Here is a 12,854-nt window from a genome sequence, read left to right as displayed (position 1 = left end):
ATGCAAATCACCTCCTACTATCCCAATGTCAGTATTAACACCGCGAACCCGGCAACGGAGCAGGCGCGGCGGGAAATGCTGCGCCGGGAACCGGTGGAGCCAATCAGAGAGTTGGAAAAGGGCGCGGCCGAGCGTCCGTTAAGCACAGATGATCGGCAGCGTAGCGCGCCGAACAATACCAACGTACCCTTGTACGATGCTAACGGTAAGGAAACCGAAACCCAACAAGCGGTTAGTGGTGAACAGGGAGAACGTGGCGAGCGGGAGGATAGCCCGGAGCGTCGTCAGCAATCCGAGCAGGAACAACAGCAGCAACAGGCTGAGCAGCGTGAGATCCGTGAGTTACAAGCCCGGGATCAGGAAGTGCGTACTCATGAACAGGCACACGCGACAGTGGGTGGACGTTATGCCGGTGCGCCAAGTTATGAGTATCAACAAGGTCCGGATGGCAAACGCTATGCCGTTGGTGGCGAGGTGCAGATTGATGTAGCGCCGATACCCGGCGATCCAGCTGCAACCATTCAAAAAATGCAGCAGGTTAAAGCAGCAGCCCTGGCACCGGCAGAACCCTCAGCGGCAGATCGTAGTGTTGCCAGTACGGCGCAGCAGCGTTTAATAGCAGCACAAGCTGAGCTGATTGCCAGTAAGGCACCGCAAGCTCAGCAAAACGAAACGCGCCTAGCAGATACCGATAATAAGCAACAATTGCAGGACACTGAGGTAGCGGGAACCGCAAGCCCAGACGCCGCTATTGTATTACCGCAACGTGAACGTCTGGAATTGCCGCCGCTGATGGCCAAACGCAGCCAGGTGATTGAAAATTTCTATCAGCTGGCAACTGAACCGGCACAGCGGCCATTACGGCTGCAGGTTTAATCCAGCCGCAGCAGCAATTCCGGTTTTTCCTGCGCAGACTTACCCTACTTTTTAAATTTCGCTAAGGCCGCCGCTAGGGCATTACCCATGGCCGCACTGCCTTGTTCCTGTTTTGGCGTCTGGCTGGTTTTGTTACTGCCCGAGCTGCGCTCTGGCCGACCCTTGCCGGCAGTCGAAATATTACTGTCGCCATTGCTGCGAGCCTGCTCATCCATCCGCATGGTCAGGGCGATACGTTTTCTGGCCTGATCGACTTCCAATACTTTCACTTTCACAATATCGCCGGCTTTGACCACCTGATGCGGATCGCTGACAAACTTATCGGCTAGCGAGGAGATATGGACCAGGCCATCCTGATGCACGCCGATATCAACAAAGGCACCAAAGTTAGTGACGTTAGTAACCACCCCTTCCAGCAACATGCCGGGTTTGAGATCGGCCAGGGTTTCCACCCCGTCTTTAAAGTTGGCCATCTGGAATTCCGGTCTTGGATCGCGACCGGGCTTGTCCAGCTCTTTTAGAATGTCGGCGATAGTCAGTAAGCCAAAATGGTCATCGACAAATTGCCGGGCATCGATTTGTTTCAGGAAGCTGCTGTTGCCAATCAGCTGCTCGACACTTTTCTGATGCGCGGCAACAATTTTCTCGACCAGTGGGTAGGCTTCGGGGTGCACGCCTGAGGCATCCAGTGGGTTAGTGCCGTTATTAATGCGTAAAAAGCCGGCGGCCTGTTCATAGGCTTTCGGCCCCAGACGCGGCACCTTTAACAACTGGCTGCGGCTGGTAAAGCGGCCATGTTGATCGCGATACTGCACAATATTTTGTGCCAGCGTTTTGTTCAGGCCTGCCACCCGGGCCAGTAATGCCGCTGAAGCGGTATTCAAATCGACGCCGACGGCGTTTACGCAGTCTTCTACTACCGCATCCAGCGATTTGGTTAATAGGCTCTGGTTAACATCATGCTGATACTGGCCAACGCCAATGGCTTTAGGTTCAATTTTTACCAGCTCGGCCAATGGATCCTGTAAGCGGCGACCAATCGAGACGGCGCCCCGCAATGATACATCCAGCTGCGGAAATTCCAGCGCCGCCAACTCCGATGCCGAATACACCGAGGCGCCGGCTTCGGACACCATTACCTTGCTGATCCGCTGACCGGGCAGCGTCTTAATCACCTCAGCAGCCAGTTTATCGGTCTCCCGCGATGCGGTACCATTACCCACGGCAATCAGCTCAATCTGGTAGGCCTTGCACAAGGCCGACAGGACCTGAACGGATTTATCCCATTGATTCTGGGGCGCATGCGGGTAGATGGTGGTGTGATTTAACAGCTTGCCGGTTTCATCAATGGCCGTGACCTTTACACCGGTACGCAGTCCCGGGTCCAGCGCCAGAGTCGGGCGCATGCCGGCTGGCGCCGCCATCAGCAAATCTTTCAGGTTACGGGCGAATACCCTGATCGCCTCGGCTTCTGCCCGTTCCCGCAGTTCGCTCAATAAATCATTTTCCAGATGCAGCTGTAGTTTTACCTTCCAGGTCCACTGTACAACGGTGCGCAGGAAGGCATCAGCAGGACGGTCCAACTGCCGGATCTGAAATTGCTCAGCGACCATTTGTTCACAGACGGCGTGTGGTTGTTCACTCAGTTCAGGCAGTAACTGCAGGTTAAGTATGCCTTCGTTGCGCCCCCGGAACATGGCCAGCGCCCGGTGCGAAGGCACCTGTTTCAGTGCTTCGCTGTGTTCGAAGTAGTCGCTGAACTTGGCACCTTCCTGCTCCTTACCGGCAATAACCCGGCTTTGCAGTACGGCATGCTGACTCAGATGGGCGCGCAAACGGGCCAGCAAGTCAGCGTCTTCAGCGAATTGCTCCATCAGAATATATTTGGCGCCCTCTAATACGGCTTTGACATCGGCATAACCGGCCTCAGCGTTCAGGTAGGCGAGGGCCTCCTGTTCCGGTTGCCGTGTTGGCTCTGAGAGCAACAGCAGAGCCAGTGGCTGAATGCCAGCTTCAATTGCCAATTGGCCCTTAGTCCGTCTTTTGGTTTTGTAGGGTAAATACAAATCTTCGAGTCGGGTTTTATTATCCGCGGCGCGAATTTGTTGTTCCAGTTCGGGCGTGAGTTTGCCCTGCTCGGCGATAGTGTTTAGGATCACCTGGCGCCGCTCTTCCAGTTCTCGCAAATAGCTCAGGCGCTGATCCAGGGTACGCAGCTGGGTGTCGTCCAGGGCGCCGGTGACTTCCTTACGGTAACGGGCAATAAAAGGCACAGTGGCGCCTTCATCCAGTAAGGCAATGGCCGCGGCAACCTGCTCCGGGCGGGCGGCGATTTCAGTAGCAATTTGATTAATCAGCATAGACATAACACTAAATTCCTGTAACGGTTTGGCGCAGCGATTGAGTTTAAAGCCTTAACTAGGCTGGATTGGCTGCGGATAGTCGATAGCCACAATGTACCAGTCTTTCGGACCATTTGGGGTGGAAACCGTGGCCACATCATCGACCTGTTTTTTCAGTAAGGCGCGGGCCATAGGGGCGTCGATCGAGATATAGTCTTTGCGGCCGTAGATTTCATCCGGGCCGACAATGCGAAATTTCAGGCTATTGCCATCATCATCTTCCAATTCGACCCAGGCGCCAAAGAACACCCGGCCGGCTTGCTGTGGTGAGTAATCGACAATATTCAGCTCCTCCAGCCGTTTGCGTAAAAAGCGCAGCCGACTGTCAATTTGCCGAAGTAATCTCTTATTGTAGGTGTAGTCGGCATTCTCAGAGCGATCGCCAAGGCTGGCGGCCCAACTGACAATACGGGTGATCTCCGGCCTTTTTTTAAACCAGAGCTCATCATGCTCTGCTTTCAGTTGCTGGTAGCCTTCGCGGGTAATCAGCAGAGTTTTACTGTTACTGCGTTTCAATGGTGTTTAACATTCCTGCGCCTAAAGCTATGACTGATTATCAGCTATAGTCCGGCGCAGCGTAAAGCTTTTTAGCCAGTAACTGGATTTTGCTGTTTGAAATTCAAACAAGTTTCGTTGGCGTCTTGCCGGAACCTGGTTAAACTTTAATCGGGGTAGATCAGCATGAGAGAAACTGTGATGAAAATGCGCAACAAAATTTGGGGTTTACTGTCACTACTCGTCGTGACCGGGTGTAGTACTACACCACACCAGACCACACGGGCACAGGTCGATGAGAACTATATTAATCAAGTCGAAGCCGCAGCTAAGAAAAATAGCTTAAGCCCACGGATTTACTGGGTGAACCCGCCATTAAAAAAGGAACCCGCTGAACAATAAGCCTAGGTCGCTTAACGCTGAAAAATTTTGTAACACTGTTTATACCGCCAGCGTGATGCATCGGCGGTTTTTTCGTTTATAGTGACCTGAATATCATCAGGAATAAGGATAGTGCTGTGGTCACTGAAACAACCAAAATTCTGGTCGTCGACGATGACTTGCGTCTACGTTCATTATTAGAGCGCTACCTGGTCGAACAAGGCTATCAGGTGCGCAGCGTTGCCAATTATGAGCAGATGCAGCGGTTGATGGAGCGGGAACATTTTCACTTGCTGGTGTTGGATTTAATGCTGCCCGGCGAGGACGGTTTATCGATTTGCCGAAAGTTGCGGCAACAGGACAATGAAATTCCGATTATTATGCTAACCGCCAAAGGTGACGAGGTAGATCGGATTATCGGATTGGAAATGGGAGCTGATGATTATCTGCCCAAGCCATTTAATCCGCGGGAGTTATTGGCCAGGATCCGTGCCGTACTGCGGCGTAAAACCAAGGAAGCCCCCGGCGCACCCAGTCAGGAAGAAAGCATTATTGAATTTGGTCCCTTTCGCTTCAATCTCGCAACCCGTGAAATGTTCCGGGGGCAACAGCAGCTGCCGTTAACCAGTGGTGAATATGCGGTACTAAAGGTCTTAGTCAGTCATCCAAGAGAACCCTTATCACGTGATAAACTGATGAATCAGGCGCGAGGTCGCGATTATTCAGCGATGGAACGCAGCATTGATGTCCAGGTATCACGCTTGAGAAGAATGTTGGAAGATGATGCTGCCAATCCACGGTATATTCAAACCGTTTGGGGATTGGGCTATGTGTTTGTACCAGATGGTAATCTTGGCTGATGAGGCTGTTACCGCGTAGCGCTTTTGGGCAAACAGTTTTTTTAATCGGTATTATGTTACTGATTAATCAGGTTGTATCTTACCTTTCTGTGGCATTTTATGTCATCAAACCCAGCACACAGCAAATTAGTCATTTGATTGCCAAGCAAGTGGAGTTAGCTCTACCTGCTGAACTTGAACCACCCTTAGCCGCTGCCTTGTCGGCGCAACTGCAGCAGAAAACCGGAGTTAAGCTCTATGATGAAGCCGAAGCTCTGCAGCATGGCCTGGCTGAGGCAACCTACTATGGCTACTTTTCGCAACAACTTTCTGATGCGCTGCAGCGTTCGGCTGAAGTCAGGATCTCACAGACTGACAATTTCGTGTTTTGGGTTAAACCGCAGCCTGAGTCTGAATTTTGGGTGCGAGTGCCGCTGGCGGGGTTAGATGAAGCCAGTTTCCCGCTGTTAACCTTTTATTTGCTGATGATTGGTGCACTTAGCGTACTGGGTGGCTGGACATTAGCGCGGCATTTAAACCGACCGTTACAAAAACTACAGCAAGCCGCATTGCAAGTAGGGCATGGCGAATTTCCCCCGCCGTTACCAGAGCATGAAGGCGCAACCGAAATTTTAGCGGTAACCAAGGCGTTTAATTATATGTCGCAGGGGATTAAACAACTGGAACAAGATCGGGCACTGTTGATGGCTGGCGTGTCACATGACTTGCGTACACCGCTAACCCGTATCCGGTTGGCTTCTGAAATGATGAGTGAGCAGGATAGTTGGATCCGGGATGGCATTATCAATGATATTGAGGATATGAATGCCATTATTGACCAATTTATTGATTACTTGCGGCACCATAAACAGGAAGAACCGCAGTGGTTAAGTTTAAACGAGCTGGTAAATGAGGTGGTACAAGCTGAACAGGTGCAACAACGGCAGATTGCTACCCATTTTGATCCGGATTTGCCGGTAATTGCCTTACGGCGTCTGGCGATAAAACGGGTGTTGAATAATTTGCTGGAAAATGCCCTGCGCTACAGTGAAGGTGACATCGAGATCCGTACTGGTTTTGATAAAGCCGGCAAACGTATTTATCTGCAAGTGCGGGACTACGGTCCTGGTATTCCTGAGCACCGGATGCAAGCAATGTTCACCCCCTTCGTTCAGGGCGATGAGGCTAGGGGCAGTGGCGGCTCTGGTCTGGGCCTGGCGATTATCAAGAAGATTATCAGTACTCACAGTGGCGAAGTGAAGCTGCATAATCATCCGCAGGGTGGTTTAGTGGTTACTGTAACTTTACCGCTAAAAACTGAACTTTAATCCAGTCTCAAGGCTGCATCACTCTTACACAAATGTAAAAATTAAATTACACCTGGTGTTGCTTGGTGTCATTAAATTTTACAGTCACCTGATTTTTCTGTATCACTTTTAGCCAAAGCTGTGTTAAAAACAGGAAATGAGACTTTGTCTCAGTGGGATTCAGGCTCTCATCCTGACCCTGGCTGTTCGATGCTGAAGCATCAGATTTAAAGCGGCCGTTCAAAAAAATAAGCCCTTGTCCCGGGTAAAACAATAAGAGTTTTGAAGGAGTAACACTTTGGTGAATATGAAAAAAACAATGCTAGCCTCCGCAGTGGGTCTGGCAATCTCCGGCGCTGCGCATGCCGGTATTGAACAAATCAGAGCCGCTCACGGCCAAAGCGTACACGAAATTTATACCAATCAAGTCGCGGTTAGTCTGGATGAGCAAACTGAGCAACCCAGTGCCTGGTTAATTTTGTTAAATGCTCCGGCATCCAGCGATGCCTTACAAGGCGAAGTATTTAATCAACAGCTGGCAGCACAGAATGTGGCAACCACGGAAACCCTGCAACGGGAAGTGAGTTATCAGCTGCGTACTTTAGATGCCGATGCAGAGGTATTGTTACAGACTAAACATTTAGCTGCTGGTTTAGTTGTGACGGCATCACCCCAGGCGCTAGATGCCCTGCGGCAAAGCGCTGCTGTTAGCAAAATTCTACCGATCTATGACAGCAAGCCAATGGTCGCCGACAGCGCAGAATATATTCGCGCAGTACAAACGGTTGAATCAGGCAAAGCGACTGGTGAAGGTATTAAAGTTGCTATTCTGGACTCCGGTGTCGATTATACTCATGCTGCCTTAGGTGGTCCGGGCACTGCCGAGGCTTATGCAGCAGCCTTATCAGACCAAACCAGCACTCCGGCTTGGCCGATTGGTCAGGTGATCGGTGGTTACGATTTCTTACGCAACGACCCAAATCCTATTGATGATGTCCGTTTAGCAGGTGCTGGTCACGGTACTTCGGTAGCGCACTCGGTTGCCGGTATTGCCCCGAAAGTGGCGTTTTATGCTTATACCGTCTGTACTAACACTTGTCCTGGTGTGGCGCAATTGCGCGCTTTAGAAGCGGCCATGGATCCAAATGGTGATGGTAACCTGGAAGACCGCGTTGATATTATCAATATGTCATTAGGTGGCCAGTTTGGTTCTACTCAAACCATGTCAGGTACGCAATTCCTGATTCAGCGCGCTGTTACACTGGGTACCAATATGGTGATCTCAGCCGGTAACGACGGTAATGTGCCGTTCCGTGTGGGTGGCCCCAGTACTACGCCGAATGCGCTGTCAGTTGGCGCCATGACGCATCCGGCAGCCGCAGTCGGTGTATTTGAAGAAGCAACCATTGACGGTGAAACGGTAGTGATGGTTGCCGCTGGTTTTAACCGTACTCTGAATTTAGATTATAGCTCAGCGAGCACGCCACTGGTGGTGATTCCTGGCGAATACACCGCCTGTGTAGCCTTAGCAGAAGACGTTGACCTGACTGGTAAAGCGGTTTTAGTGTCGCGCGGTGCTTGTGCCTTTACTGAGAAAGTTAAAGTTGCTCAGCAACGTGGTGCGGAATTTGTGATTATTGCCAACAGCAACCCGGGTGAAGCCCCGATTGTTGCAGGTGGTGCTGATCCTGAAGTGACCATTCCGGCGGTAATGATTACCAAAGAAGTCGGCGATGCCATTAAAGCTAAGCTGGAAGCGGGTGATGTAGTCAGTTACGAGATTCGTTCAGTTGGCAAGTCTGGTGCCGGTGCTATTGCTAACTTTACCTCTCGCGGTCCGGCAATGGATGGCTTATTGAAGCCTGAAATTACTGCACCGGGTGTCGACATCGATGTTGCCCGCGTTGGTACCGGAACAGGTTCGGCACTGGTTAATGGTACCTCCTTCTCCGGTCCGATTACTGCCGGTGCCGTGGCGCTGGTTCGCGGTGCCTTGCCAGACCGTAGCGCGCTGGAAGTTAAAGCAACCCTAATGAATACTGCCAATTTAACCGTGCATCGTGAGCCAATTGCTATCAATCCAAATGCCAAGCTGGCTTCAATCAGCCAAATTGGTGCTGGCTTAGTTGATGTGGAAAAAGCAGTTAACTCGCCAGTAGCGGCCTGGGTTAACGAGCCACAGTTTGATACTGGCCAGGCAGCATTGTCTTTTGGTTTGCAATCGCTAAGCGAAGTGAGCAGTATGACCAAAACGGTTACGCTGAAAAACTTTAGTAGCAGCAATAAAACTTACAATCTGCGTGTGCAGGACCGTTATGCGGATAAGACCGCCACAGGTGCGCTGAGCTGGAATTTCCCGGCTTCAGTTACGGTACCGGCAAATCAGTCAGTACAATTTGATGTAACCCTGACCGTTGATCCGGCTAAGCTACCTGATTTTGTGCTGACAAATGGTGTCTACTGGGCACCTCTGAACGCAGCAACACAAATGGATGCGGTGGAGTTTGACGGTGCGCTGGTCTTTAACGATCCGAGCACCAGCGGCGACCATGATTTACATCTGGTTTATCATTTGATTCCAAAAGCAGTTGGTCAGCTGCAACTATCTGGTGAGATGGTAAATGGTCAAGTTGCTACTAAGGTTAACAACGTAGGGGCAATTCCAGTTGAGCCGTTCGCTTCAACGCTAGTTGCGACTTCTGTTGCTAACCCAGCCATTAACCCAATTCACGATATCCGGGCCGTGACCTTTGATATTGCCGAAGCGGACTTCTGTACTTCGGGTTATGCACTGTATCCGACGATTCATCTGGCAGAAGGTGTGACGCATCTGCTACAGGGCAACTATGCAATTGATATCGATGCCAATAATGACGGCGTATACAATCATACCATGAACACCTTGTTACTGACGCGGTTGGGTGCTGCCTATGCCGGCAGCCCGGGTGTAATGGTGTCGTTTAATACTGTGTATAACACCACCAGCGGCTTCTTTGGTGACGTGTTACATTTCTCTGGCAGTAAACAAGTCACACTGGAAGCCTGTTTTAACCATGTTGGTTTAACGGCTGCCGATCTTGGTCGTACTATCAGTGCGCGTTTCCGGACCAATCCTGACTCGTTCTCTTTAAGTTATAACCCGGCACTGACTGCGGATCAGGTTACTGCAGCGGTGACTTTGTTACCGTCCCCGGCCGTAACACTTACCCGCTCTTTAGCGGATAACCAAGGTCCTGCTAACGAGGCGGAAGATGATAACAACGTGACGGAGTTGGCACCGGGTGAGTCTGCTTACCTGCAGCGTCCTGCCGGTGATAATCGCAGTTTCGTGCTGTTATCTGCACAGGCTGAAGCTGCTGCTGTGGCAAACTATGCTGCACCATTGGCACAACCGGTCGTACATGCAGATGGCAATTTCAACGTGAATGAAAATACGGCTGCCGGTACGGTCATCGGTCAAATCGGTGCGACGGCGGATTTCCGTACGGCTATCACCGAGTTTGTGGTACTGGCAAGTTCTACGTCTGCCATTCGGGTTGAGACTGATGGCCGTATCGTGGTCGCCGACGGAGCAACGCTAAACTATGAAGCCGGCATGACTGGTGCAAGCTTTGAAGTGGCTGTTTTAGATAGCAGCGGTCAGGTGTCAGCTCCGGTAACTATTAATGTTGCAGTTAATAACGTGCCTGATGAAACGCCGGTACTGACGTCTACAGTTACAATGAGCAGTCTGGCTTCAGGTACTGCTGCTGGCACTGTCGTAGGTACGGTCTCGGTTCAGGTACGTGAAGCTGGGGCAACCTTGGTTGGTGTTACGTCCAGCAACCCACTGTTTGCGGTACAAAATGGCCAGATTATCCTGACACGTTCACCCTCTAAAGCCGATGCAGGTACGCAAAGCTTTACTTTGACAGCTCGCGACTCAGCAGGTTTACAGGCTACAGCGACTGGTCAGGTGACCTTTACGCACAAATCAAGTGGTGGTAGTGCAGGTTGGTTAGGCCTGCTGCTATTACCATTGCTGTGGTTACGGCGCCGGACTAAAGCCTAATTAGGCGGTAATACAGCTCACTACTGTGGGCTGTAGCAGAACAAAAAACCACCGCGAAACGGTGGTTTTTTTACAGCCGCTAAAAGGTCAGCACTATACGGACGCGCAGGCGTTACAGCTGGTCGTGAATCAGTTGCAAGTCATCGGCGCTAAAGTGGTATGACGCATTACAGTACTCACAGGCCATATCCAAACCGCCCATCGCCAGTTGCTCAGCTACCACGGCGCGGCCCAGACTGAATAATGCTGCTTCACATTTCTGCTTTGAGCAACCGCAGACAAAGCTAATACCTTGCGCTGGAAATACTTCGACCGATTCCTGATGGAACAGTCGATGCAGCACGACCTCGGGTTCCAGATCCAGCAACTCTGCCGCAGTGATGGTGTCGCTTAGTACCACCAAGTCCGCAAAATCCTGCCGCGCTTTTTCCTGCTCTACCGGCAACACCTGCAACATCAAGCCTGCAGCTCTGTTATGTTGTTGGATGTCGGTGAAAATATATAAGCGGGTCGGTAGCTGTTCTGACTGCGCGAAATAAGCTTCCAGGGTTGAGGTTAGGCTATCGCCGGTTAACGGAATGATCCCCTGGTAGCGCTCGCCTTGATTTGGCGTAATGGTCACCACCAGATAACCGTTACCGACCAGATCACGAAAACTTTCCCCCGTCAGCTCGGCTTGCAAGCGAACCACGCCCCGGAAAGCCTGAGCGTGAGTACCATTTACCGCAGCAAAGCGTACCGGACCATCGCCTTGTAATTGTACTGCTATTTCGCCTTCAAACTTCAGGGTAGCGGTAAGCAGACTGGTTGCAACCACTAACTCAGCGAGTAGTTGTTTCACCGGTAGCGGATATTGGTGATGTTCAAGCATTTGATTCAGGCTTTGCTGCACATAGGCCAGCTCGCCCCGGACATGCTTTTGCTGAAATAAAAAACGGATTAATGCATCTGACATGCTGAAGTTCTCACTGCTGTGATTTTAATAAAAGTAATTGTCGGCGTTCTTTTTTATCCGGTTTCGTTTCCGGATGGGGCGCATACAGGGAGTTGGTTTTCCGTAACTCGGCGCGTTTTTGCCGTTCGGCCAGGCTTTCGGCGGTTTCCTGATACAACTGTTGTGCCAGCGGTGCAGCAAGCCGTTTGTCGCTGAGCGCCAATACAACGACAATCTTTTCGTCTGAACCCTGTGCCAAACGGATCGTCGCGCCGGGTTCCACCACCTTACTCGGCTTGCATCGCTGGCCGTTATAATGCACCTTACCGCCTTCAATCATGTCTTTGGCCAGGCCTCGTGTTTTGTAGAAGCGGCAGGCCCATAGCCATTTATCGAGGCGAATACCTACTGTCGAGCCCTGTGTAGGGGTTGCTAAAACTGTCATAGTCTTCCTGTAATATGCCCAGACCCTGCATTATAGTGCAAAAGTACGTTTTGGCTTACAGTTGCCGGGCTTTTTATCGTTAGATTGTTGTAAAAGGCTTGAGCAAAGCTTGTTGTACTTAGCGTTCCTCAGTAAGATGCTTTTAAGCTTAGATAAAGATTATAACTATGAGCGTTACCTTATCGCCAAAATTGGCAGCATTCTGGATCTCATTACAACAGCTGCCGGTATTGGCGTTAATTAGACCTTTGCAATGGTTGCTGGTGATACTAGCAGCATTTATGTTAGCGCGTCTGAGCTGGCAGGTGTTGCCGTTGCCGGTGCAGCAAGCATTGCCGGCTATTACGTCAGTCAGTCTGACGACGAACAGAGCGGCGGGCGTTCAGCTTAACGACCTGCTACAACACGCATTATTCGGTACCCTACAGGCAGAGCCGGTTGCCATTACCAGTACTGTCGCCATTACCGAAGCGCCGAAAACCCAATTAAATGTTAAGTTGACTGGCCTGGTTGCCGTACCTAACCGGCCGGATGCCGGCAGCGCTATTATCGAGCATCGCGGTGCCGAAGCGACCTATGCAGTCGGCGATACGCTGGACGGTACCCGTGCTAAATTGCATCAGGTATTAGAGGATCGCGTTCTGCTAGAGCAAAATGGCCGTTTTGAAACCCTAATGCTGGACGGTGTTGAATTTACCCGTATTGCCCAGGCGAATGCCGGTTTGGGTCAAAGTGACAACCCAGGTGATGTGGTTGCAGTGGAAGAGCCTATCGTGCTGGCTGAATCTATCGCCAGTGGGGTCATTAATCCTGACGTGCAGGCCAGACGGGATGAAATTCTGGCTGAACCAATGAAATTTTTCGATTATGTCAGAGTCTCACCGGTACAGCGTGATGGCCAGTTGGTGGGTTATCGGTTGATGCCTGGTAAAGATGCAGCTGTCTTTGCCCAGATGGGATTGCAGCAAAATGATCTGGCCATCGAGATCAATGGTATACCGCTGAATGATATGCAGCAGGCGATGCGGGTAATTAATGATCTGCGTGAAGCCACCGAAGCGACATTAAAGATTGAACGCGATGGCGAAATCAGAGATATTCTGTTTAGTCTGTCACAGTAATAT

General features: G+C 50.9%; 10 protein-coding genes. 6 read left to right on the top strand and 4 right to left on the bottom strand.

Annotated features, from left to right (window positions below):
• Nucleotides 1-876 carry a putative metalloprotease CJM1_0395 family protein gene (locus AAY72_RS15200; RefSeq protein ID WP_057788660.1) on the top strand — a complete coding sequence of 292 codons (876 nt, stop codon included), beginning with the start codon at nt 1-3 and terminating at the stop codon, nt 874-876.
• Nucleotides 877-920: 44 nt separating this feature from the next.
• Here the strand turns inward: AAY72_RS15200 and AAY72_RS15195 are convergent, their stop codons facing one another.
• Together AAY72_RS15195 and greB are read right to left on the bottom strand one after the other, a co-directional pair.
• On the bottom strand, nt 921-3,242 hold the full coding sequence (locus AAY72_RS15195) for a Tex family protein (protein ID WP_057788659.1): 2,322 nt from the start codon (nt 3,240-3,242) through the stop codon (nt 921-923).
• A 48-nt stretch (nt 3,243-3,290) separates the two neighbouring features.
• Nucleotides 3,291-3,794, bottom strand: a complete 504-nt coding sequence (gene greB / locus AAY72_RS15190) for a transcription elongation factor GreB (protein ID WP_057788657.1) — start codon at nt 3,792-3,794, stop codon at nt 3,291-3,293.
• 165 nt (nt 3,795-3,959) lie between these two features.
• Between greB and AAY72_RS15185 the strand changes: the two genes are divergently transcribed.
• The 4 genes from AAY72_RS15185 to AAY72_RS15170 all read left to right on the top strand — a co-directional run bounded on the left by AAY72_RS15185 (nt 3,960) and on the right by AAY72_RS15170 (nt 10,351).
• On the top strand, nt 3,960-4,175 hold the full coding sequence (locus AAY72_RS15185; protein ID WP_231728981.1) for a hypothetical protein: 216 nt from the start codon (nt 3,960-3,962) through the stop codon (nt 4,173-4,175).
• A gap of 116 nt (nt 4,176-4,291) precedes the next feature.
• Nucleotides 4,292-5,014 (top strand): two-component system response regulator OmpR, encoded by a 723-nt coding sequence (gene ompR, locus AAY72_RS15180; RefSeq protein ID WP_008985173.1) that lies wholly within the window; start codon nt 4,292-4,294, stop codon nt 5,012-5,014.
• Nucleotides 5,014-6,321: a two-component system sensor histidine kinase EnvZ gene (envZ, locus tag AAY72_RS15175; RefSeq protein WP_057788653.1), complete on the top strand. Its 1,308-nt coding sequence runs from the start codon at nt 5,014-5,016 to the stop codon at nt 6,319-6,321. Before ompR ends, envZ begins: the two co-directional genes overlap by 1 nt.
• Nucleotides 6,322-6,607: 286 nt before the next feature.
• A complete protein-coding gene (locus AAY72_RS15170) occupies nt 6,608-10,351 on the top strand; it encodes a S8 family serine peptidase (protein WP_057788650.1) in 3,744 nt (1,247 codons plus the stop codon).
• A 112-nt stretch (nt 10,352-10,463) separates the two neighbouring features.
• Here AAY72_RS15170 and hslO read toward each other — a convergent pair whose 3' ends face one another.
• Together hslO and hslR are read right to left on the bottom strand one after the other, a co-directional pair.
• Nucleotides 10,464-11,306, bottom strand: coding sequence for an Hsp33 family molecular chaperone HslO (gene hslO, locus AAY72_RS15165; protein ID WP_057788649.1), 843 nt, complete (start codon nt 11,304-11,306; stop codon nt 10,464-10,466).
• 10 nt (nt 11,307-11,316) lie between these two features.
• Nucleotides 11,317-11,730 carry a ribosome-associated heat shock protein Hsp15 gene (hslR, locus tag AAY72_RS15160; RefSeq protein ID WP_057788647.1) on the bottom strand — a complete coding sequence of 138 codons (414 nt, stop codon included), beginning with the start codon at nt 11,728-11,730 and terminating at the stop codon, nt 11,317-11,319.
• A 167-nt stretch (nt 11,731-11,897) separates the two neighbouring features.
• Between hslR and gspC the strand changes: the two genes are divergently transcribed.
• A complete protein-coding gene (gspC, locus tag AAY72_RS15155; protein ID WP_057788645.1) occupies nt 11,898-12,851 on the top strand; it encodes a type II secretion system protein GspC in 954 nt (317 codons plus the stop codon).
• The last annotated feature ends 3 nt before the right edge of the window (nt 12,852-12,854 follow it).

This window comes from Alishewanella sp. WH16-1 (assembly GCF_001441695.1).
Lineage (GTDB): Bacteria > Pseudomonadota > Gammaproteobacteria > Enterobacterales > Alteromonadaceae > Alishewanella > Alishewanella agri.
The sequence above is the reverse complement of the archived record's forward strand: the minus strand, read 5'-3'. Positions and strand labels throughout refer to the sequence as shown.